Raw genomic sequence first — 21,603 nt, forward strand, 5'->3', positions numbered from 1 at the left:
CCGAGCAGGCTCCCAAATAACAACCAATCCTTCGAGTCACATTATCACCAAAGCTCCACTTTCTTTCATGCTTTGAGGCATGCTTGGCGAGCTGGATTTCGCGAATTCGTCCCTCGAGTATCCCGCTGGCCTCCCCATCAGTCAGCTCGGTCGCCTAGCATGCGGTCGAGTTCATCCGCCAAGCGGATGCAAGGGTCTATGTCACGGGCCTTGGCGGCGTTCTCCTTTGCCCGATCATAGTCGCCTTTTGCGTAGTAAGCGATGGCGATGACCGCATAGGCCTGAGCGTTGGCGGGTTCATGGCTGAGCAGCTTTGCCGTGACTTCAATTGCCAGGTCATAGTCTCCGAGCCGCAACGCCGAAACTCCAAGCCCGGCGAGCGCGTTACGCTGGGAACCGTCAGCGTCAAGTATCCTCCGATACCATTCAATGGCGCCTGCATCGTCTCCGCGCGCCGCCGCCTGGCCGGCAATCTCGATCATCAGGTTGATGCTTCCCCTTCCCGGCATGGTCATTCAGGCAAAGTTTACGGCGAAACCGGGCAAGCAATCCGAGATCCGTCGGGCGGCACTGAAGGCGGTTCACAACGCATTCCGAGAGAACGGAATTCGGGCCGTGCCAAACCAGACATCCGACCTAAGGGCAATGGCTATCGCGTGATAGTCGTTCGCAGGATGGCTTACTGCGTCAACATTGCGGTTCGTAGCGACATCATAGGACCACAGCGATGTCAGGATCAGACCGAAAGTGTTGAAGAAGTCGGAGATGAAGCCGTGGGTCCATTCGCACGGAGCGTCTTGATTAAGGTCGACGCGACCTCCTCGCCCTGAGTGGCTTGGGCGATGACCCGCGACCGCGGCCGGCGGACCTGGTGCTCCGCGCCACCCAAGACATACATAGCGCCGGTGCCCGATTAGGCGTCAGGTGAAACAGAATTACCAATCCTGTTTCAAACGCCAACCTAGCGTCTACTTTCACGGTTCTCCGGACCCATGAAAGGACAAATGAGTGGTCAGAGCGGCGGTCATTTCGTAAGGCACTTGCGGCCCATTGCCATTGCCTTGAAAGTCCCCTTCAGATCGACGACAAAGGTCCCCTCGGTTTCCGGAAACACGATCATTTCGTATTGCTTCGCCACGTCGCGCTTGAAATTCGGGTCGTCGGTCAAGATGTAGCCGCCAGAATATCCGCCCTTGAGTTCGCCGCTCGTGCTGGTGGCCACACCCTCGTAGAGACGGCCGCCGATGGAGACGAAGATTTCCGACTTGTTCCCGTTCTGAAGGCCGATATCCTCCTTCGTGAACACGCCAAGATACCCGACCTCGTGATTTGCGGTAACGCCCATTTGCACTGAATTTGGGCCATCTGAGTGCACGATCAAACAATCTCCGCGGGTTTGATTTGCATAGACGGTCCAGCCCTCGACGTCGTCCCCGTATCGGACAAGCACATCGCTGGCCTTGGGAAGGGGATTTTGATCTTGTGCGTAGGCTGCCATCCCAGACGAAAGTGCTACTGACGTTGCCGCGATCAGTGTCATGAAGTTTCGCATAAAGATTCTCCTCTTGTGCGGTTAAATTGTTCTGTGGCTGAGCGACCTTGGCCGATTGGCTCACGTGAGGAAACGTAAATAACAGTAAGCTACGGGTTAATACTGGCCAGCGCACCGGCAGCCCATGGGCGCTTAGCGGAAGTTTCGTGGGCCGATCTGAAAGCGTCGTTTAGTTAGCCACAATGTCCCCCGGATAAACGCGCCCGCCAGTAATCTCATGAGCGGTGAGGGAAAAAATCCGGTCACGGAAAATGGCAGGCAACGCTGCCCGCCATCTCCGACTTCACCAAACCGGCTGCGTTTACTGGTGGCCAACCATCGTGCAGAAGTCGCCATGCTTCTGGGCAGTGGCTATGTCGCCGCATTCCTGCGTTATCGTGGCGCGATCCTCGTCTTTCAAACCCGTCCACGCTTCCTTGAAGTCGGCTTCCGACTTTAAGGTCTTCATGTCGGCAGCGGTGTAGAAGGGCGCCATTTTCGTCGGCTCGTCGAGGGCGCCGCCATGCTCGGCAAGTGCGGCGCCGGTCAACATCGAAAGTGCCACCGCGCCCGTGCAAAGCATCTTGAGGTTCATGGTCATTTCTCCTGGTTGCTTTTAATTTCGTCCAAGCAGCGATCCATGCAGGAACGCGTCACCTTGGCCGATTGCTTTGCTTTAGGGAACGTAACTAACTGTATCCTACAGGTGGAATTGCAGGTGGGACAAAGACAGTCAGCCTTGATGGCAGTCAGTTCGATGTCCGCGAGATCTTCGAGGCCTCAATCTGCAAGGCGTGTACGATCTTGTAGGGACTACGATCCGGTCAAGCATCGATCCATGCAGGAGCGCGCCGCCAGGGGCGGGTTTACTTAGCTTCGGTCACTTGAGCTGCTTGATCTGGAATCAGAACCACCCGGTAGGTCACGCCCTCGCACTTGAGCAGGTAGACGGTGTGATTGGGGGCGGACTCCGCTTCGATACGCTCAGCCGAGCTTGGATTGTCGCAAGGAAAGGCCTGGCTTCGGACCTGGTCGCCAACGATCCTTACGTCAGCGCTCTGGTCTTGGGCTGTGGCGGTCGCAATAGGACCTCCGAGACTAACCGATAAGAGAACGCGCGTGGCGAGGGATCGAATCCACAACGATCTTGGACGGCTATTCATTGCGCTCTCCTTGGCACGCGGCACGCAGTTCCCGAAGCGCCGCTGCTCCGTGCCCCCAAACTGTTTCAAAAGGCGGCGGAGCCTAAACTGGCGCTGCAGCCGAGACCGCTCTTCGTCTATCGGCGGTTCGTCTTCCATCCTCATGGCGCAATTCGTGTTTTCCCGGGACCGCAGTAGCCTAATCGTATGGAGGCGGTAGCGGAATGTAAGTTACGTGGGTGACGGGGTATTTGCTGAACATCCCGCAGCGAGCGCGGTCGGCATGAACGCCCATAAAAGGCGCACAAGGCAGGGTACACGGCGTTCGGCAAGGCAATCCACGAAATGGACGGCAGTAACCGCGACCACGACAGAGCCAGCCGGACTGAGGAAAGGGCGCTGCTGGCTGTATGCGCTATCCTGCGGTCAGGGAAGGTGATCGCCGGGCCAAGGCCCGATATCTTCTGAAGATCGGAGGCGCGCGGTGAGCACGATCTGGCAGAGCATATGCAGGCTCTTCTCCGTTCGACGATGTGGAAAGGATGGGACCGGCTTCCGCGTCATGTAACTTGGACGGCCGCGCCTTAACTCGGCGTCCATGTTTGAGAGGTTCGCGTTAAACAGCGCTAACGGAGAACAAACGCTGATTTGGTGGGCGATCATTATGATCGCCGCCCGGGTCACTCGCAGTCTACTGTGCCGGCTATGGAACGAGCGGGGAGCGCCAGGAGCTGTCGTCAAAGCGATCAAGGTCGAGCGGCAGTAGCCGACCCCTTGCGGACACTCATTCAATATTGGCACATGGCCGAAGTAGCGCATTTTGCGGACGCTCCGAGTTGCCCTGCTACGCGGCTTTTGAAATCCAGTATGCGTCAGTGACCAGCCAAGCATCTTTGATTCAATTGTCCGATTCGCCCTCGATGGTATTGCGCAAGATCAGTGACGTTGCCTTGTGCAACCTTGAGGGCGTCAAAGCCTTTTCTTCGTCACTGCGCCTGGCGTCGCCGCAATGGTAAAAACCGCATGGCACAAGTGATCTTATAGGAAACGTATCGCCGGCCCTTTCCAGAAGCATCATGAGGCCCCATTGGTCTTCACCTGTGAAGGGCAGCGCCAATTTCAACACTATCCACCCGTTGCCGACCTTTACATGGTCAGGTTGCATCGTCCTCAGGACGATTGCTGCCGTTCGGACTACAGTTGCCCACGTAAGTTACACCCCCGCGACTTGCCCTATGGAGTATGGGCTGCCTTACTCTACGCCAGCAACGGTTGGCTAGCACTCAGGGCGGCGGAGCCCCGTCCAGCAGTTGAATTTAATATCTGCGCAGCATGGCAAGCACCGGGCGTTCGGTGACACCCGACATTATTTCCCACCGATATGGAGGGGCAATGGATATTCGATCTGCTACTCGGGTTCTGCAAGTTACTGCCTTGTTCTTTCCGGCGTTGTTGTTCAGCGGCGCGGCGTCTGCCCAGGACGACACGCAGGAACTCGCCAAGAAGCTGTCGAACCCGATCGCCTCGCTGATCAGCGTGCCGTTTCAGTTCAACTACGACAGCGGCTACGGCCCGAACGACGGCGAGAAAGCCTATGTCAACATCCAGCCGGTCATCCCCGTCTCGCTGAATGCCGACTGGAATATGATCTCGCGCACGATCCTGCCGGTGATCTGGCAAAATGACATAGCCGGCCCGTCGGGCGAGCAATCCGGCCTCGGCGACATCACGCAGAGCCTGTTCTTCTCGCCGTCCCAACCGACCGAGTCCGGCATCGTCTGGGGCGTCGGCCCGGCGTTTCTGGTTCCTACCGCGACCGACGACCTGCTCGGCGGCCGCAAATGGGGCGCTGGCCCGACCGCAGTCGTGCTGAAGCAGAGCCACGGATGGACGGTCGGCGCATTGGCGAACCACATCTGGTCGTTCGCCGGCGACAGCGACCGCAGCGACATCAGTTCGACGTTCCTGCAGCCCTTCGTCTCCTACACGACCAAGGACGCTTGGACGTTCACGCTGAACACGGAGAGCACCTACAACTGGGAGGCGGAGGAATGGTCCGTTCCCGTCAACTTCCAGGTCGCGAAGCTTGTCGTCGTCGACAAGCAGCCCATCAGCCTCTTCGCCGGCGTCCGCTACTGGGCTGAAAGCCCCGACAGCGGCCCGGATGGGTGGGGCTTTCGCACCGGAATTACACTTCTGTTCCCGAAGAAATGACCCATGGCAGGCCTGCTCGATACTTCAGAATAGCCTGTAGTTTACCGTTACTTACGTTTCCGCCCAAATGAAAACGCGCCAACCATGCCGTTGAGTAAGGTAATTCACACACGTGCACCGGACAAGGAGTACGACATGCTCACGACAAGACGGAACCTTCTTCTGGCCGCCTCGGCTTTCGCCGCGACGGCTGCCTCGCTGAAGGCTCGGGGCGCACAAGCGGCCGAAGACATGGCCGACTTTCTGTTCGTCCAGACCGCCGATGCGATGAGCTACGACAAGACGACGAACAAACTGACGCTGGTGGATGTCGGCAGCTCGACGCTGTTCTTCTCGGATCGCCCGGAGCGTGTCGCCGGAAACATGAAGACGTCCGCCTTCATCCCGTTCTGGAGCAAGGGCACGGACAGCTTCCTTTCCGACCCGCCGAACGCCGACCTGTCGATCCTCGAGGGAGACCAACTCAAGCAGGTCGTGGTCGTCCTCAAGGACCCGGCGCTGGAGGGCAACAACCTCACCTATACGGTCCAGCTCGTCGACGGGGAGATGCCCGACGAGGGTTCCGAGGTCTCCGTCTTCATCGACGTCATCGGTATGCCTTTGACTCCCGTTTCCTATGCGGGCGTGGCGCGCCGCACCTATCGACGTGCTGTCCTGTATTAGGGGACTAACCGCGGGCAACGGAGCCGAGAGCCCGCTGTTCGCCGACGCAGCGGAGATAGCCAAGACACAATCGCGGAAGATCCAATCACATCAAGTGAAAGGCAGGAGGCTTGTCATGAAATCTCGCACGTTGTTGCTAACGTCATTTCTGATCTCAAGTGGGTTCTACATTGCGCCAATCCACGCGCAGACCATCACCGGTACGCCGGGCTCGCCCAGCGCCACGACGACTGTCGACGGGAGGTACCTTCCCAATCCGCCGGACGCGTTCGGCGGTGAGATCAATCTCAGCGCCAAGGACTCGAAGCCCTATTGGCCGCCGCAAATCGTGCCGCCCAAGGGCGCGCCGAACGTCCTTCTGATCATGACCGACGATGCCGGGTATGGAGTCTCAGGCACTTTCGGCGGCGTCGTCCCGACACCGGCGCTCGACCGGATCGCGCAGTCGGGACTCCGCTACACGCAGTTCAACTCCACGGCGCTCTGCTCGCCGACACGGGCAGCGCTGATTACCGGACGCAATCATCATTCGAGCGGCTTCGGTGTCATTTCCGAGCAGGCCACCGGCTATCCGGGCTACGACTCCATCCTTGGTGTGGAGAACGCCACGATCGGCACGATCCTGAAGCAGAACGGCTATGCGACGTCCTGGTTCGGCAAGAACCACAATACGCCGTCTTTCCAGTACAGCAGCTCCGGGCCTTTCGACCAATGGCCGTCCGGCATGGGTTTCGACTATTTTTATGGCTTCATGGGTGGCGACACCAACCAGTGGCAGCCCTATCTCTTCCAGGACCACACGCAGATTTTCCCTTGGGTTGACAAGCCCGGCTACAACCTGATCACCGACGAGGCCGACAACGCGATCAACCACATCAAGCAGTTGAACGCGTCAGCGCCCGACAAGCCGTTCTTTGTCTACTATGTTCCCGGCGCCACGCACGCACCGCATCATCCGACGCCCGAATGGATTGAGAAGTTCAAGGGCAAGTTTGACAACGGCTGGAACGCCATGCGTGACGAGATATTCGCCAACCAGAAGCGTCTCGGCGTCATCCCGCAGAATACGCTGCTGACCGCCTGGCCGGACGACCTGCCGAAATGGGATACGCTCGACCCCGAGAGCAAGAAGCTCTTCGCCCGGCAAGCCGAGGTATTCGCCGCCTACGTGGCCTACTCCGACAACGAGATCGGTCGGGTAATCCAGGCGGTGGAGGACGTCGGCAAACTCGACAACACCCTCATCATCTACATCGAGGGCGACAATGGCACGAGCGCGGAAGGGAGCACGCTCGGCACGCCGAGTGAACTGATCACCATCGAGGGCCTGACAGTCCCGGTTGCCGAGCAGATGAAGTTCTATGACGCGTGGGGTTCCGACCAGACCTACCCGCATATGTCGGTGGCCTGGTCATGGGCTTTCGACACGCCGTTTAAATGGACCAAGCAGGTCGCCTCGCATTTCGGCGGCACGCGGCAGGGCATGGCGATGGCGTGGCCGGCCCGCATCAAGGATGCCGGCGGCGTCCGCAACCAGTTCCACCATGTCATCGACATCGTGCCGACGATCCTCGAAGCCGCGGGCATTCCGGCGCCGGTGATGGTCAATGGTGTTGCCCAGAAGCCGATCGAAGGGGTGAGCATGGCCTATACCTGGGACAAGGCTAACGCCGAAGCTCCTTCCGCTCGACAGACGCAGTACTTCGAAATGTTCGGCAACCGAGGCATCTACCACGAGGGCTGGTATGCATGCACAACCCCACCAGCCGCACCCTGGCTGATGGGGAAGGCCGCGATGCCGGAAGTCGTCAACGGCTATAAATGGGAACTCTACAATCTCACCGACGACTTCTCCCAGGCAAACGACCTCGCGGCGACCAATCCCGACAAGCTGAGCGAAATGCAGCAACTGTTCCTGCTCGAAGCCGCGAAATACGACGTGTTCCCGCTCGACAACTCGATCCTCGAGCGCCTCGAGACACCCCGGCCAAGCGCGACCGCCGGACGGAAGGTGTTCACCTATGCTGGCGTGATCTCGGGCCTGCCCGGCGGAGACGCGCCCAACGTCGTGAACAAGTCCTACACCATCACCGCGGATATCGAGGTTCCCGCAAACGGCGCCGACGGCATGCTCGTCACGACGGGCGGCAAATTTGCCGGCTACGGCCTCTATCTGCTCAAGGGCAAGCCGGTGTTTCTCTACAATTTCATGGACCTGCAGCGATTCCGCTGGGAGGGCCCTGACGCGCTGACGCCGGGCAAGCACACCATCGTCTTCGACTTCACGTCAGACAGTCACAACATGGCCAGCGGCGGCAGCGGCGTCCTGAAGGTGGACGGCAAGGAGGTCGCCAGCCAGAAAATCCCCCATACGGTGCCTGCCCTGATGCCGTGGGACGAGACATTCGATGTCGGCGTCGATACCCGCACCGGCGTCGAGGACAAGGACTATCGCGTGCCGTTCGAGTTCACCGGAACGATCGACAAGTTGACGGTGCAATTGAACTGAGGCGGACATCGGCGGCCCTGAGCGTGATCGGGGCCGCCGAACTTTGCCGCCGCTATCGGCCGGCCGCGCGTATGGCGCAGCCCGTGGACACATCGACCTCGCATCTCGGTTTCTGCTGATCATCCGGCCGGACGGACAAAGGAAGATCGTGTCGCAATCGCCAAAGGACTTCCGAAATGAACGTCTCACTGTTTCGGCACTCACGTCGACTTTTCACTCGATCGTCGCAACTGCCCTTCGCGCTGTCGCTGAAGGCGCGACCGACCCCTTGGGTTGAAACAAACTTGATCGGCGCGATAGTGGTTGCCGCCGCCCTCGTGCTGCTGACATCCCCAACAATCACGCACGCACAGACCGTCGAGACCGGTATCGTCAAGCTCGCCGACTCCAGCATCGAGTACGTGAGCCGAGGCGAAGGCGAGGCGATCGTCTTGCTACCGGGCGCAACCCTTACCATCGGCTATCTGGATGGTCTGGCGGAAGCCCTCGCCAAAACTGGGTACCGTGTCGTCGGCATCAACTTCCGAGGCTCGGGCAAAAGCACCGGTTCAAGCACCGGCATCACGCTCCAGACGTTTGCGGACGATGTCGCGGGCGTTATTCAGGCCCTGAAGCTGGGACCGGTCAATGTGGCAGGCAACGACTTTGGCAACCGTGTGGCCCGCATGTTGGCCGCATCCAATCCCGAGTTGACGCGAAGTGTCATACTGCTGGCGGCGGGCGGGAAGGTACAACCCAAGCCGGCCGCCGGCCACGCGTTGGCGGTTATCCTCGACCCGGCGTCAAGCGACGCCGAGGTGCTGGCGGCCATGCCGTATTTTGTTTCCAATCCGGAAGATTCCGCACGGATCTGGGCGCTGTTCAAGCCCTCTCGTGCTCCCGAAGCCGGGCCGATCGAAAGGCGGGCCGCCGAAGCCACGCCGCTCGACGCCTGGTGGGCGCCTCCGGGGCAGACGAGATATCTGATCCTGCAGGGTGCGGAGGATCAAATCGCGCCTCCTGAGAACGGCGAGGCGCTCCAAAAGGAGCTGGGCGATCGCGCGACGCTGATCAACGTGCCTGCGGCGGCCCATCTCATGCCCGTGGAACAGCCCGAAACAGCGGCGTCCCACATGATCGATTTCCTCCGGCATCTTGGAAAGCCGTAATCGCCGTGCCGGATTGGGGCGAGCACAACCAGATTTGTGGCGAAAGAAAGGGACTAACCTATGAGACGAATACCCAACAGGCGCGCTGGATTGATGGTACTCCTCGCCGCGTCCACCGTCCTTGCCGGCAGCATCGCGCAGTCGACCGAAATCCCGCCGGAACTGGTCACGCCAGACATTGTCGACACCAACATCGGCAAGTTCGAGTTCAAGGACGGCGTGCCGAGCAAGGACACCGCAGAGAGGCTCTACGACAACCTCGACTTCACCTACGCCTACCGCGCGTTCATGGACAACTTGCGTGGCGTCAGCATTCAGGGCTTCCGCAAGGGTCTGGAAAGCGTTGGCGTCAAGGACAACGAGGTCATTGTTTTCGAAGAGTTGATGGATGCCAAGTCGCTGTTCCTGACCGCGAATGCCGATACGATCTACGTGATGGGCACCCTCGATCTCAGCAAGGGACCGGTGGTGCTGGAGACTCCGCCCAAGTTTCTCGGCGCTGTGCAGGACGCCTGGTTCCGGTGGGTCATCGACCTCGGCGGGCCTGGACCCGACCGCGGAGAAGGCGGCAAATATCTGATCGTCGGGCCGGACTACACGGGTCCACTGCCGCAAGGCGGATTCTTCGTCGCGCACGCCCGCACCAATTCCATCGTGTGGTTCGGCCGGTCGTTCCTGGAAAACAACGATCCCAAGCCGGCGGTCGAAGTAATCAAGAAGTTCACCAAGGTCTATCCTTACGAAATCGGCGGTGTCGGCACTCCCGTCGCCGACTTCCTGGCCGGCAAGACCAAGCTCGGCAAGATCGCCCCGCCCCCGCCGACCGTGTTCCACAACGGAAGCGGCAAGGTGATGAACACCCTTCCGCCGAATGATTGGAGCTTCTACGAAATGCTCAACGAGGTTGTGCAGAACGAGCCGGCCACCTCGCTCGACCCGGAGCTGATGGGCCCGATCGCGGCGATCGGCATCGTCAAGGGCAAACCCTTTGCGCCCGACGAGCGCATCAAGAAGATCATGACCGAGGCGCTGGCCGTCGCCAACGCAACCTCGCGCAGCCTGTTCATGTCCCCGCGCGATCCCAACTGGTTCTACTATCCCAACTCAGCCTGGATGAATTACTTGTTCCAGACCGGTTACGAGTTCGAGACGCCGATCCCTGAAATAACGCCCGAGGGTGTCAAGCCCTATCCAGCCACCGGCTATCGCACCATGGATGCGCGCACCAATTTCTTCTACGGCATCACCGGCATCACGCCCGGCATGGCTATGCGCCTGACTGGTATCGGGTCGCAGTATCTGTTTGCCTTCACGGATGCCGACAAGAACTACTTTGACGGCGCCAAGACCTACAAGGTGGCGTTGCCGAAGGACATTCCGGAAGCAAACTTCTGGTCGTTCACGCTCTACGACAACATGACTCGGTCGATGCTCGACACGCCGCAAGGCTATCCGCGCGCCGGCAGCCAGAGCTTCCCCTCGCCTGCAGCCGAGGCCGCTGCCGACGGCTCCACGACCATCTACTTCGGCCCGACCCAGCCCGACGGCGTCGCTCGGGGCAACTGGATCCAGACCGACCCAAAGAAAGGCTGGTTTACGCTTCTGCGGCTCTACAGCCCGCTCGAGCCGTTCTTCACCAAGGAATGGCGGCCGAGCGAGATCGAACTGGTGAAATGATGAATGGAGCATGCGGCGGCGCAAGCCGCCGCATGCTCCTTTTCGGGAGGGAACCGATGACCGACCGTCCTGCCGCTGCACTGGCTGCGTTTGCGTGCTTGATCGCCTACACAGGCGAGTCGTTCGCTCAAGACGCCGACGAACTGGCGAAGCAGCTCTCCAATCCTATCGCGAGCCTTATCAGCGTTCCGTTTCAGATGAACTTCGATGTCGGCGCCGGCGCGGACGATGACGGCTTTGCTTTTACGACGAACGTTCAGCCAGTCATTCCGATTTCCATCAGCGAAGACTGGAACATGATTTCGCGCACCATCCTGCCGATCGCCTATCGGGATTATCTGCCGCCGCCTGACGGCGACACATTCGGACTCGGTGATACCACTCAGAGCCTGTTCATTTCGTGCGCCCGCCTCGCCCTCGCGGAACGACTGCAATTCTGCCCGTAGCATACAGTTAGTTACGTTCCGTCGGGTCAAGCAATGGGCCAACGTTCATTGGGAATGCGCCAACCGACGCCGTGAGCTGATGTCTGCGGTTGGGCGAAATTTTTGAACGACAGCAACCAGAGATGGGAGTGACGCATGGCCAAGAGACTGAGCGTTCTTAGCGGAACGGTCCTGATTGCCGTTCTTGTCCAAACCGGGGTCGGGCGGACGCAAACCATCAGCTATGCCGACGCCGCAACATTGCTTGCCAAGGAGTGCGGCGCCGACGTCAAGAAATTCTGCAAAGGCCTCAATCTCGGCAATGGGCGAATCCAGAACTGCCTTGCGCAGCATCAGGCGAAGGTCTCACCGGCCTGCACCTCGACCATGGCCGACGTGATCGCCTCGATCCAGCTACGACTGGCGGCGCAGGCAAGCGTCGACAAGATCTGTGCGCGTGATGCGGCCCGGGCGTGCAGAGGCGTGGTCCCGGGCAAGGCGCACATTCTTGGATGTCTCCTGAAGGCGACGCGTATCGTCGGCGCGAAATGCAGTCAGGCCATCACCGATGCTGGATGGCGGTGACCCATGTTGAGACCGGGAGAAAAGAAAATGTCTATTCGTCGATTTCGCAATACCTTGGCGCTGACCGTTCTATTGGCCGCTGCCGGCAACGCCGGGGCTCAGCAGTTGAGTGAACATCAACTCGTCAACACCTTAGGACAGGTCGCCGAAGCGGCATCAGCCATCGACGTGGCGATGCTTGTGCAGGAAGTGGCTTCCAACCCGGGCAAGGGGATTGCCGGCCTGCCTCACTGGAGCCAACTGGCGACCCTCCCGCAGTTCTTTGTCGAGATCAACTTCGAGAATAACTCCGTCGCAATCGAACCCGGGTCCTATAGGACGCTTGGCTTGATCGCCGACGCGCTCCACCATCCGCTGCTGCTCCGCTACAAATTTCTTGTCGTGGGGCATACCAATGCTACCGGCGATGCCAAACACAATCTCAAACTCAGCGCGCGCCGCGCCGAAGCCATAGCGGAAGCTCTGAGCACGACCTTTTCGGTGGCACCGAATCGCCTTTTCGCGATTGGAGCGGGATCAGAGATGCCGGTCGATGCGGCCAATCCGAAGGCGGCCGACAACCGTCGGGTTCAATTGCTCAATATTGGGTTGGTCAAGTAGCTTCGCGGGGGATCGGGAGGTGCTGTGCAGCTACTCTCGTTCATACTGGGCGTTGGCGTCCAGTGTGGTGACATCAGGTCCGCCGAAGGCGGCTAACATCTGAGGAGATTTGCCATGACATTCAATCACGCCGCACGTCTGATGCTCTTTGTCGGAGGCCTGGGGTTGGCAACCACCGGAGCCGTCGCCCAGGATACAACCAAGAAGCCGCATGTCCCGCTGGAGAAGACCATCGGCGCGGCTACTCCGACCGGTCCGGTGCCATCGCTCGCCGTCGTCAACTCGCAAGGCGCCAAGCTGGAGGGCGGCAAACTGGTCCTGACAGGCGTATCCAAGAACGCAATTGTATTCGCCGACCGACCGGTGCGGGCCGCAGGGCATGTCACCACCGAGCAATTCATCATGCAGTGGGATGAAGGCAAGGACAACTTTGCCATCGACCCCCCGAATGCGACAGTCTCGATGCTCGGCGGCGATGGATCCGATATAAGCGACGTGGTCGTGACCCTGAAAACTCCGAAGCTGGAGGGAACAACGCTGACGTTCGATGTTGCTGTCCTGGAAGGAAATCTGGATGGCGCCACTGGTCCGGCGGCGGTTTTCATCGATAACTTTGGCGGCGGCTTCCACGGCGGCGGCTTCCACGGCAGCTACGCGCATGTGGGTGACGCCACCTTCGCCCATGTCGGCGGCTTCCACGGCGGGGGCTATGGCGGGGGCGGCTACTGGCATGCTCCGGTTTACAACGGGGCCTGGTATGGTGGCGCACGCGTTGCGGCGGGCGTGGCTGCCGGTGCCGCCATTGGCGCGGCTGCGGCGGCTCCTTACTACAATCCCTATAGTGCTGCCTGCGGATATTACCCTTATCCGCCGTGCTATTGAGGCGGGCGAGCGCGGCCGTCAAGCAATCCGATGCAGCCGATCCGGCGCGCGACACCGACGCGATGGCATCCGTCTGGTTCGTCGCGCGGGTTGCCGGATTCATCGTATGACGGAGAATGCAAGTTTCTGGTTCGACACACGCAAAGGTCCAGGTGATGGCGCCCTCTAATTCAGACCGAACCAAACTCCAATCGCAGACAGGAGGCGGAGCCTGATGCGGCCGGCTCGCACTCCCGATTGTGCTGGCCGCACTGGCAACTACGGCCAAATCCCCACGAGAGTGCTTCCTTCAAGCAATCGGACTCGCATTCATTAGGCTAGAAAGACAACTCGATGGACGAAGGGGCAGCTCCCAAGCCGGTTTTGGAAATTGTTTTCGGCACGTTGATAATGATTGTCATTATTTTCGTCCACGGCGCGGGAATTCGGACAATCAATCAGCGCTTCAGCGAGTCTTGGGTTCAGGTGAATGACACCACGGCATATTGGCGCCTCAACCTGTTGCTCGCCGTCACGATAGGGTCTCTGGCAGCCTTGCATTTCGCCGAAACGCTCCTCTGGGCCATCCCTATATTTTTGGCCGGATTAATCCCGTCAATGCGTGACAGCTACTACTACGTCCTGGAGAGCTATACGACGCTCGGCGAGGGCAGCATTAGTTTGCCTGATCGATGGCGTTTGGTCGGACCGATCATAGCGATGTCGGGGTTGTTCACATTCGGTTGGACGGGGAGCGTCCTGGTAAGCATCATGACCGATTTCGGCAAACTCGACAAAGTGCGGGCCAAGGATCTGAGGGATCGCGGGCCTCCTGAAGGGACTGACCCAGAACCATGACTACAAGTCAGTGGGCGCAGCGCCGCCCTCTCCGTGACCGGCAGCGTAGGAATTGGCGAGGTGCTGCCGCACCACCGCAGCCCGGAGCAAAATAGAGGATAGAATGCCCATGTGGCGTCGAACCAATATACGGACTGCCAGCACCGTTGTACTTGGTGTAGCGATCGTCTATTTGCTCATCGCTTATTTCGTCGTGCCGGAAATCTGGGTGTTTCGAGATGCCTCACGGGTATCGGACTTCGGCAGCATGCTTACGCATACGGAGCAGGATATACCGGGCGATCCGATCAACGTCGGGCTCGTCGGAACAAAGGAAGAGGTCATTCGTGCATTCGTGGCAGCCGACTGGGACCCTGCCGACCCCATCACGCTCCGTTCTTCCATCGATATCGGTCTCAGCGTCGTGCTCCACCGACCCGATCTGGATGCTCCTGTCAGCGCCCTGCTTTTTGAGGGAAGGAAGCAAGACCTGGCTTTCGAAAAACCGGTCGGAGACAGCGCGGACCAGCGCAATCATGTCCGTTTCTGGCTGACCAAGAAATTGGGCAGCGATGGCCGTCCGCTTTGGCTGGGTTCGGCCAGTTTCGATCGCGGCGTCGGACTTAGCCATGACACCGGCCAAATCACCCACCACATAGGCCCCGATGTCGACGCGGAACGCGATCTGGTCATCAGCGACCTGACGGCAGCCGGACAGCTTTCCTCCAGTTACGAGATTTCCGGAATTGGCGCCACCAAAGACGGCCGCAACGGCGGTGGGGATCCGTATTATACGGACGGGAAGGCTCTCGTTGGTATGCTGAAAGGACGTTCGCCTATTTAGCCCCGCCAGAGCGGAAGCGGAGTCGGCGTTTTTTCGCATTCAACTTCGGATGTCACGAGTGCGCGGCATAGAATCGGATTATCCCGGCACACCGGCCGCCAGAGCGGTTGGCCGAGCGTGCGGCTCAGGTCCTGGCCGAGCTCAGTTATGTACATGCTTTTCGCAAGAGCGATGGACGCACCCAAGGCAGCCGAGCGAAATCGAGCTCGTGAAGTAGTCGGCCGGCGAGCACACCAGCATCAAGTCAAGGATCGGCAAAGGGCGGCCGGTCCTGTCATTCTGGATACCAACCTGTTGCCCATGTGCTCGTGGACTTGCTTCCGCAAGGGTCTGCAATGGGTCCGACATACGGCATCCGACCAAAGGGCAATGGGCGTGATAGTCGTTCGCAGGCCCACAGTGTCAACGAGCGGTTCGTTAGCGACATCATTTGGACCGCCGGATGGATCAGAACCGGTTGTCAGCACCGACCCATTTTAATCATTCGCTCGGATGAGCCCTAGAAGTCGATGTATCGTTGGTGCGTTCCGATGCATACGCGTTTGCCCGAGATGGTACAGATCAATGCGCATTTGGGGTGGGAGACGGTACGCCAACACGGATCAATCTTGAAAAGTCTGGCGAAAGGCCCGACTCCCGCGCACGACCGTCAATGTGGGCTGCCTCCCTCAAAACCGACATCGGCAAGCTGACGTCGAGTGCACCCCGTGCATACGCATATTCGGGAAGATAGCCGTTAACGATGAGGCGCCAATCAAGAGGCACCACGTCACCGACGGCTCGCATCATCTTGACGATCGTGGTCGTGCAGTTCGTCGTAATGGAATTATAGAATTCCGGAGTCGTGGAAAGTGCATTTGCGTCCAAGACGTATTCCAGCAAGAGCGCACGGGCCGCTTCCGGTGACGCTTTTAGCCGATAGATTTGGACATCCTCTCCGCGAACGTTTGACCTGACGCCGACGACGTCTCGCTCGTCAGCCGCAATAATGACCAGGGGATTGCTCTTGAACAGGTCTGCCATGGGAGAAAACTTGCCGCCTCCCTGGCGTCGCACCTCAATCGACCAGGCAAGATAGTCACCTCCTGCAAAGCCGAAGCTTATGATGACATGGGCGATTTTGGTCCCGGACCAATAAGACATGAAGAGGTCGACCGTCTGAAGGGTGGAGAGGTCGTAGGTCCGCGTTGTCCAGCGTTCGGTGAAATCAGTAGCGCTACGCCATTCGAAGTCGCGCACATCTGTCAGCGTCAACAGGGTCCCGTCGCGGGTGCCGGTTACCTGACGGGCGACCTCGGGCGCCCAGTCCGCGTGATCGAAAGGCCTGATGGTGCTCCACCAAACCAGAACCACAGCAAACGCAGCTGCAAACAGGACAAACGCCCTGATGCGAAACCGGCTGAAGAGCGCGACGACGGTGGCGAGGCCGAACAAGATGAAAAGGAGGCCGGCCACAGCCCGTACAAGCTCGGCCACCGGCAGGCGATACCACATGGCAAGTCCTGCCCAGACAGTCAGGATTGCGACGGCTAGCGAAAGGATAATGGCAAGCGATATCCGAGCGATGCGACGCATTCATTCCCCCTTTTTAGCCAGACGGGACCGCGGCAACGTTCCTGCGGATGCGATAGACTCTCCCCGTAATCGGCTTCAGTGCTGCCGCTTTGGCTCGGCGAATGATTATCTTTTGCAGTCTTTGATAGTCCGAGAGGAGACAGCGCAATCCTTACTGCTAGGGTTCGATTTCTGGCCGGTCCGGGAACCCGTCAAGGCGCCGATGTGATTGCCAAGATTTTCTCTGCTGTTTTGATCGACCGCCGCAACAGGTGCCGCAATCACCAACCCTGCCGCGCTGCCCGCCGCTGCCGCCACACCTGTCGTTGCGTGGATGATCGTGTCGCCGAGACCTATCCTGTTGTCGGTCAACGTCTGGCCGCCGGCTATACGCGCCCCGATCAGTTGCACGACCTGCGGTGACTCCGCGAACTTGCCGTGATGCAAAGGATCGCCGGATTTGACTTTCGTCAGATCGATGACGGTTATGTTGTTGCCGGCGAGTTCTTCCTTGTATGGAGTTTGTTCCGGATCAATCGATCCGAGCCGGGGGATATCGCCCCAGACCCGTCGCGAAACTTTGAGCGCGCGATCGTCCTGCGAGACAAAGAGGGTGAACTGCGGGTGCTGTTTGCCCATGTCGGCAATCTGAGTGCGAAACACGTCGACGTCGACGTCAGGCGCGGCCAGCATGACGTTTTTGAACTTCGCCGGAAGGCCGCCATTGCGGATGGCCATCTGGCGCAAGCCTTCCAACGCAAGCCAGTTGCCCATCGAATGGGCGAGGATCGAAACTTCCTTTATCTCGGGATCGCGTGCAAGATATTGGAACAGCAGTTCAAGCGCATTTCGCGTGTAGTTGGTGCTTTCACGATCGTAGCCATACGCCAGCGCACTGCCTCGGGAGGGCCATGTGACCAGGATCGGGACGCTCTGCGTGTCCGTATCCTTCGCGATCTGCGCAAAGCGATAGACCGCGTCTTCAAAGCGATTGTTGAATCCGTGAATGAAGACGAGGACGCTGTGATCCGGGCTCTTCCTGACAGAGGCGCTAAGCCACCCCTTCGCGGTCTCCCGTGTTATTTCCTCGGCTCTTACAACCGCGAAATCGGTTGCCGGGTTCGATGGCAGCTTCTTGGGCCATGCGACCTCTCCGACCTTGCGGACCGAAGCCGGAGGGATCGACACCGTAATTTCCGCGAACGAGGGGGTCAGTCCGCGCTCGCCCGTATACATTTGTGCCGGATTGGAGGAACGACTGCGTGTCGTTGCGACCAGCATCTCCACCTTGCTGGAGGAAGGCGAGGTATCGGCCACGGGCAGCAGCACATTCGTCGGACGGGACGCGCACCCCCACAGCAGGCCAATCAACGCCGACGCCAGCAAAACGTTGCTGATTCGCCTGACTTTGGACAGACTCACGAAACAGTTTCCCAAACTCATCTCCCGTTTCGAAGTCATCCAGGCTCAGATCCAATCAGAACCGGAATCTGGCGCCGATGATTGGTCCCTGCATCGCTATGTCAAACACAAATCCGTCGTCGTCGTAGTCTACGGCAAGGTAGCGATAGCCCGCTTCCAGCGTGACCGAATCACTGTACCGGTATTGAAGCGTGCCCTGCACTTGCCAGTCGATGTCGGCGCCAAGACCGAAGCCACCGATATCCGCCTCGCCATGGAGTCCGAATCCGTTCCCGAGAGCGACATCGCCGGCCACGCCAATAATGGGGTCGACCCAGGTCTTGCTGCCGCTGGCCTCCCTTACGGCGAGAGGGCCAGTAACGGTCAAATCCGCATCTATGTACCAGAGCCGGCCGCCGGCCAGAACGTCCAAGGTTGCGGTGCCATTGTCGACGACCCGATAGGAGCCGCCGAAGGTCCACACCACCGTGTTCATGTTCGCTTCGGCCGAAAAAAGAGCCAACGGGCCGGGCGACGTGCCATCGGCCTCGAGTCCCAGGTAGATGAAGTCGGTGAAAAGAGCGTAGCGGCCATTGCGCGCCTCACCGGCAAGCATGACCGGCGGGGGAGACCAATCGATGTGGTCGAAAATCTGGCTGAAATCGACGTCGATATCGACCGGCGACAGGCCCCTGACGCCGACCCTGCCCTTCATTCCTGCCATCCAGAAATACGGCTCTGCGGTGAAGGTCCAGGCCGGTGCGGCTTCAGCAGGCACGGGTGCGGCTTCAGGAAGTTGCGTCGCAGCGTCCGCAGCGATCGCCGGCACCGCAAACAGCGCTGCCGCTGTTCCCGCCGAAGCCAACACCAGAGCTCGGATGATTCCCATATCGAAGTCCCCTCTAATTCCGTCTCTTACTTCATGTCCGATGCGATCGTCTTGCGCGCCCGCAGTGACAACATATATGTGTTCGCGCTGCTCAGCTAACGGATATCGCATTCCGATCGTCTTTCATATCGACAGCGGTTCATTTGTTCGTGGTCACGGACAGTGCCGGGCCTACTTCGGGAACAGCAGGGTAATTCCCGTGCGCAATCGAGCCCGTCGGGTCCGCTATCGGGGCTTACCGTGACGACAAGCAGGGCCGGGAGCACGGCTGCTATAGTTTGTAGAGATCGCTTGCCAGACAGAAATCCAAGCCAGCCTCCGCTTAGTTCTGGCGTGGCGGCCAAGGAATGAAATGCGGTTTCCGGGCGGCATCCGCGTGCAGCACGGCTCCGACTTCCCCAACCAACCGATCCACCAGTCCCTGCCATTCGGCTCGTCTGGACTCGCGCAATGCCGGCGGGACCATGTCGATCCTCGAGAGTGCAAGCTCCGCTTCTGCAAGTTCCTCGCACATATCCTGAAAACCCTCACTTCGGCCTATCAGCCGATGGATCGCCAATTCAAATTGCGGGAACCGACGCACCGCCGCCGAGACCGCTCTTTTTTTATCAGCTGGTTCGTCGTCCATCCTCATGGCGCAAATTCCCGAGACCACCTTAGCCTATCGCATGGAGGCGGCTGCGGAATGTAAGTTACGTGGGCTACAGGGTAATTTCTGAACAACCATAGCGAGCGCGGTGGGCACCAAGCCTATAAATCGCAAATTCAAACCGCGCTGCCGGTGAGGCCGCCTAACTATATTTGATCCGTTGTCGTCCGCCGGCGCATTGCGCGAACCGTCGCCGTCATCCCAGCGTTATCCGTTCAGACTACTAGGAGTATTGCAAGAACAGGCTCGCGGATATAAATTACGCGGCGAGGGTAACCGGCGAAAAATGAAATATAACTGGGAGTAGTCACCCCCAGAACGTCAGGTGAGGGAACCAAGATGATCCGGGCGGAACCAGCCGCAGGGAGGGGGCATGAGCTCACCTCAGAGGATTGTCGTGCCCAGCTTGCCCTGATCCTCAACAGCGCGGACTTCGATGCAACCGGTCGCGAGCGCCGCTTCCTCAGCCATGTGGTGGAGGAGACGCTGGCGGGTCGCGGTGATCGTATCAAGGCCTATTCGATCGCAGTCGAAGTGTTCGGCCGTGACATGTCCTTCGACCCGCAGACGGATCCGATTGTCCGAATCGAGGCTGGTCACCTCCGGCGCGGGCTCGAGCGATACTACCTGACTGCCGGACACGACGATCCTATTCTCATCACGATTCCGAAAGGCGGCTACGTTCCTGTCTTCTCACTCCGTTCGCAACCGTTGTTGGCGGACCCACCGACGCCCGTTGTTTCGGCTGCTGTAGCTCAACTTCCGGTCCGGCGGTTGCCGTCGCGGCTGCTGCTGCCGTCTGTCCTTGTGGCCTTTCTCGCGGCCGGCGCATCTGTATTGGCGTGGTGGTGGACCTCCGTCAGAGTGGGCGCGCCGGAAACGCCTCGGGTGCTTGTGGAGTCGTTTGACGATCTGAACGGCACTCACGCCGCGGCGGCCATCGCGAGTGGATTGAAGCAGGAAGTCGTCAGCCAGCTTTCCAAGTTCAAGGACATCGTGGTCGTGGAGTCGGCCGCAGAGGGGACGGATCCATCGATCTCGCCACCACGATTTGTCCTGGCCGGAAGCGTGAACCTGTCGACCGATGCCTTCCGGCTTCGGGTCCGGCTGCTCAACCGGGCGGACAACTCGGTTCTGTGGGCAGAAAGCTATGATGGCGGGCTGAAAGTGGCGGAGCTTGTGAAAGTCCAGACGGACATCGCGCGTAATGTGTCATCGAGCCTGGCCCAGGCATATGGCGTCATCTTCCAGGCAGACGCCAATCTCCGCGTCGACAATCCGCCCGACGATTGGGCCGCCTACTCTTGCACGCTTTCCTTCTACGCGTATCGGGTCAGTGTCGATGCAGAAAACCGTTCATCGGTACGCGCGTGCCTTGAGAAGGCGGTGGAGCGCTTTCCCAACTACGCTACCGCCTGGGGTCTTCTTTCGCTCATCTACATAGATGAATATCGATTCGAGTTTTCAGGCGCCCCCGCAGAGTCCGCCGCTGCGCTCGAGCGCGCCTTGACGGCGGCAAGGCGATCTGTGGGGGTTGATCCTGTCAACATCCGGGGACGCCAGGCAGAAATGGTTGCGCTCTATTTCCACAAGGAGATCGATGCCGCATTGAAAGTGGGCAAGCAGACTTTGACCATCAACCCGAACGACACCGAGTTTATGGGCGAATATGGAGAGCGCCTGGCGGTTTCTGGAAATTGGCATGACGGATGCCAGTTGATTGCGGAGGCGCGTCAGAAGAACCCAGGGTCAGGCTACTATGACGTGGATCTGGCCCTTTGCTCGTATTTCAGCGGGGATTATCCGCAGGCAGCTATGTGGATCAACAAATCGCCATTTCCGTCGAATCCGGTCTATCATTTGCTTGCCGCTGCCGTTTTCGGCGAGGGAGGATACAAAATCGCGGCTGATCGCGAGGTCGCATGGCTGAACCAAAATCAGCCTGATTTGGTGAAGAACATGCGCCAGGTGGTTTCGGCGCGGTTGGCCCGTTCGCAAGATGTCGAGTTTTTCCTCGGCTCGCTGAGGAAAGCGGGCCTTAGCATCGCAGACTGACCGTAATCCTACGAATAGG

General features: G+C 59.3%; 19 protein-coding genes. 12 read left to right on the forward strand and 7 right to left on the reverse strand.

All coding sequences use genetic code 11. The features are described 5' to 3' along the window. Positions 1 to 137 precede the first annotated feature (137 nt). The 3 genes from IHQ72_RS28275 to IHQ72_RS28285 form a co-directional block, all read right to left on the reverse strand. Positions 138 to 482: a tetratricopeptide repeat protein gene (locus IHQ72_RS28275; protein WP_258118723.1), complete on the reverse strand. Its 345-nt coding sequence runs from the start codon at positions 480 to 482 to the stop codon at positions 138 to 140. Positions 483 to 1,024: 542 nt separating this feature from the next. Further along, on the reverse strand, positions 1,025 to 1,552 hold the full coding sequence (locus tag IHQ72_RS28280; protein WP_258118724.1) for a hypothetical protein: 528 nt from the start codon (positions 1,550 to 1,552) through the stop codon (positions 1,025 to 1,027). Between the two features lie 301 nt (positions 1,553 to 1,853). After that, positions 1,854 to 2,126, reverse strand: coding sequence for a hypothetical protein (locus tag IHQ72_RS28285; RefSeq protein WP_258118726.1), 273 nt, complete (start codon positions 2,124 to 2,126; stop codon positions 1,854 to 1,856). Between the two features lie 1,939 nt (positions 2,127 to 4,065). Here IHQ72_RS28285 and IHQ72_RS28290 point away from each other — a divergent pair. The 11 genes from IHQ72_RS28290 (at position 4,066) to IHQ72_RS28340 (ending at position 15,036) form a co-directional block, all read left to right on the forward strand. After that, positions 4,066 to 4,887, forward strand: coding sequence for a transporter (locus IHQ72_RS28290; RefSeq protein WP_258118727.1), 822 nt, complete (start codon positions 4,066 to 4,068; stop codon positions 4,885 to 4,887). 135 nt (positions 4,888 to 5,022) lie between these two features. Continuing rightward, on the forward strand, positions 5,023 to 5,550 hold the full coding sequence (locus IHQ72_RS28295) for a hypothetical protein (RefSeq protein WP_258118728.1): 528 nt from the start codon (positions 5,023 to 5,025) through the stop codon (positions 5,548 to 5,550). A gap of 115 nt (positions 5,551 to 5,665) precedes the next feature. Continuing rightward, positions 5,666 to 8,059, forward strand: coding sequence for an arylsulfatase (locus IHQ72_RS28300; protein WP_258118729.1), 2,394 nt, complete (start codon positions 5,666 to 5,668; stop codon positions 8,057 to 8,059). A gap of 176 nt (positions 8,060 to 8,235) precedes the next feature. Beyond that, on the forward strand, positions 8,236 to 9,207 hold the full coding sequence (locus tag IHQ72_RS28305; protein WP_258118730.1) for an alpha/beta fold hydrolase: 972 nt from the start codon (positions 8,236 to 8,238) through the stop codon (positions 9,205 to 9,207). A 93-nt stretch (positions 9,208 to 9,300) separates the two neighbouring features. Beyond that, on the forward strand, positions 9,301 to 10,884 hold the full coding sequence (locus IHQ72_RS28310; RefSeq protein WP_258123954.1) for a DUF1254 domain-containing protein: 1,584 nt from the start codon (positions 9,301 to 9,303) through the stop codon (positions 10,882 to 10,884). 56 nt (positions 10,885 to 10,940) lie between these two features. Beyond that, positions 10,941 to 11,330 (forward strand): hypothetical protein, encoded by a 390-nt coding sequence (locus IHQ72_RS28315; protein ID WP_258118731.1) that lies wholly within the window; start codon positions 10,941 to 10,943, stop codon positions 11,328 to 11,330. Between the two features lie 135 nt (positions 11,331 to 11,465). Further along, the gene (locus IHQ72_RS28320; RefSeq protein WP_258118732.1) at positions 11,466 to 11,894 is read left to right on the forward strand and encodes a hypothetical protein; all 429 of its coding nucleotides are present in this window, start codon (positions 11,466 to 11,468) and stop codon (positions 11,892 to 11,894) included. Positions 11,895 to 11,921: 27 nt separating this feature from the next. Beyond that, positions 11,922 to 12,494, forward strand: a complete 573-nt coding sequence (locus IHQ72_RS28325) for an OmpA family protein (protein ID WP_258118733.1) — start codon at positions 11,922 to 11,924, stop codon at positions 12,492 to 12,494. Positions 12,495 to 12,608: 114 nt separating this feature from the next. After that, positions 12,609 to 13,376 (forward strand): hypothetical protein, encoded by a 768-nt coding sequence (locus tag IHQ72_RS28330; protein ID WP_258118734.1) that lies wholly within the window; start codon positions 12,609 to 12,611, stop codon positions 13,374 to 13,376. Positions 13,377 to 13,709: 333 nt separating this feature from the next. Next, positions 13,710 to 14,213 carry an ion channel gene (locus tag IHQ72_RS28335; protein WP_258118735.1) on the forward strand — a complete coding sequence of 168 codons (504 nt, stop codon included), beginning with the start codon at positions 13,710 to 13,712 and terminating at the stop codon, positions 14,211 to 14,213. Positions 14,214 to 14,322: 109 nt separating this feature from the next. Beyond that, entirely contained in the window at positions 14,323 to 15,036 is a 714-nt protein-coding gene (locus IHQ72_RS28340) for an LssY C-terminal domain-containing protein (protein WP_258118737.1), read from the forward strand. Between the two features lie 561 nt (positions 15,037 to 15,597). Here the strand turns inward: IHQ72_RS28340 and IHQ72_RS28345 are convergent. The 4 genes from IHQ72_RS28345 to IHQ72_RS28360 all read right to left on the reverse strand — a co-directional run bounded on the left by IHQ72_RS28345 (position 15,598) and on the right by IHQ72_RS28360 (position 19,508). Then, on the reverse strand, positions 15,598 to 16,611 hold the full coding sequence (locus IHQ72_RS28345; RefSeq protein WP_258118739.1) for an Lnb N-terminal periplasmic domain-containing protein: 1,014 nt from the start codon (positions 16,609 to 16,611) through the stop codon (positions 15,598 to 15,600). A 105-nt stretch (positions 16,612 to 16,716) separates the two neighbouring features. Next, entirely contained in the window at positions 16,717 to 18,033 is a 1,317-nt protein-coding gene (locus IHQ72_RS28350; protein ID WP_077377919.1) for an alpha/beta hydrolase, read from the reverse strand. A 34-nt stretch (positions 18,034 to 18,067) separates the two neighbouring features. Further along, positions 18,068 to 18,880 (reverse strand): porin family protein, encoded by an 813-nt coding sequence (locus tag IHQ72_RS28355; protein ID WP_258118740.1) that lies wholly within the window; start codon positions 18,878 to 18,880, stop codon positions 18,068 to 18,070. A 322-nt stretch (positions 18,881 to 19,202) separates the two neighbouring features. Then, positions 19,203 to 19,508 carry a hypothetical protein gene (locus tag IHQ72_RS28360; RefSeq protein WP_258118742.1) on the reverse strand — a complete coding sequence of 102 codons (306 nt, stop codon included), beginning with the start codon at positions 19,506 to 19,508 and terminating at the stop codon, positions 19,203 to 19,205. 360 nt (positions 19,509 to 19,868) lie between these two features. Here IHQ72_RS28360 and IHQ72_RS28365 point away from each other — a divergent pair, with 360 nt between their 5' ends. Next, positions 19,869 to 21,584 carry a hypothetical protein gene (locus IHQ72_RS28365; RefSeq protein WP_258118743.1) on the forward strand — a complete coding sequence of 572 codons (1,716 nt, stop codon included), beginning with the start codon at positions 19,869 to 19,871 and terminating at the stop codon, positions 21,582 to 21,584. Positions 21,585 to 21,603 lie beyond the last annotated feature (19 nt).

It is taken from the genome of Mesorhizobium onobrychidis, assembly GCF_024707545.1.
Lineage (GTDB): Bacteria > Pseudomonadota > Alphaproteobacteria > Rhizobiales > Rhizobiaceae > Mesorhizobium > Mesorhizobium onobrychidis.

Excerpts from the sequence above, each read along its gene's own strand:
- IHQ72_RS28275 (WP_258118723.1), bottom strand. The coding sequence starts at position 482 with ATGATCGAGATTGCCGGCCAGGCGGCGGCGCGCGGAGACGATGCAGGC.
- IHQ72_RS28280 (WP_258118724.1), bottom strand. The coding sequence starts at position 1,552 with ATGCGAAACTTCATGACACTGATCGCGGCAACGTCAGTAGCACTTTCG.
- IHQ72_RS28285 (WP_258118726.1), bottom strand. The coding sequence starts at position 2,126 with ATGAACCTCAAGATGCTTTGCACGGGCGCGGTGGCACTTTCGATGTTG.
- IHQ72_RS28290 (WP_258118727.1), top strand. The coding sequence starts at position 4,066 with ATGGATATTCGATCTGCTACTCGGGTTCTGCAAGTTACTGCCTTGTTC.
- IHQ72_RS28295 (WP_258118728.1), top strand. The coding sequence starts at position 5,023 with ATGCTCACGACAAGACGGAACCTTCTTCTGGCCGCCTCGGCTTTCGCC.
- IHQ72_RS28300 (WP_258118729.1), top strand. The coding sequence starts at position 5,666 with ATGAAATCTCGCACGTTGTTGCTAACGTCATTTCTGATCTCAAGTGGG.
- IHQ72_RS28305 (WP_258118730.1), top strand. The coding sequence starts at position 8,236 with ATGAACGTCTCACTGTTTCGGCACTCACGTCGACTTTTCACTCGATCG.
- IHQ72_RS28310 (WP_258123954.1), top strand. The coding sequence starts at position 9,301 with ATGGTACTCCTCGCCGCGTCCACCGTCCTTGCCGGCAGCATCGCGCAG.
- IHQ72_RS28315 (WP_258118731.1), top strand. The coding sequence starts at position 10,941 with ATGACCGACCGTCCTGCCGCTGCACTGGCTGCGTTTGCGTGCTTGATC.
- IHQ72_RS28320 (WP_258118732.1), top strand. The coding sequence starts at position 11,466 with ATGGCCAAGAGACTGAGCGTTCTTAGCGGAACGGTCCTGATTGCCGTT.
- IHQ72_RS28325 (WP_258118733.1), top strand. The coding sequence starts at position 11,922 with ATGTCTATTCGTCGATTTCGCAATACCTTGGCGCTGACCGTTCTATTG.
- IHQ72_RS28330 (WP_258118734.1), top strand. The coding sequence starts at position 12,609 with ATGACATTCAATCACGCCGCACGTCTGATGCTCTTTGTCGGAGGCCTG.
- IHQ72_RS28335 (WP_258118735.1), top strand. The coding sequence starts at position 13,710 with ATGGACGAAGGGGCAGCTCCCAAGCCGGTTTTGGAAATTGTTTTCGGC.
- IHQ72_RS28340 (WP_258118737.1), top strand. The coding sequence starts at position 14,323 with ATGTGGCGTCGAACCAATATACGGACTGCCAGCACCGTTGTACTTGGT.
- IHQ72_RS28345 (WP_258118739.1), bottom strand. The coding sequence starts at position 16,611 with ATGCGTCGCATCGCTCGGATATCGCTTGCCATTATCCTTTCGCTAGCC.
- IHQ72_RS28350 (WP_077377919.1), bottom strand. The coding sequence starts at position 18,033 with ATGAGTTTGGGAAACTGTTTCGTGAGTCTGTCCAAAGTCAGGCGAATC.
- IHQ72_RS28355 (WP_258118740.1), bottom strand. The coding sequence starts at position 18,880 with ATGGGAATCATCCGAGCTCTGGTGTTGGCTTCGGCGGGAACAGCGGCA.
- IHQ72_RS28360 (WP_258118742.1), bottom strand. The coding sequence starts at position 19,508 with ATGGACGACGAACCAGCTGATAAAAAAAGAGCGGTCTCGGCGGCGGTG.
- IHQ72_RS28365 (WP_258118743.1), top strand. The coding sequence starts at position 19,869 with ATGATCCGGGCGGAACCAGCCGCAGGGAGGGGGCATGAGCTCACCTCA.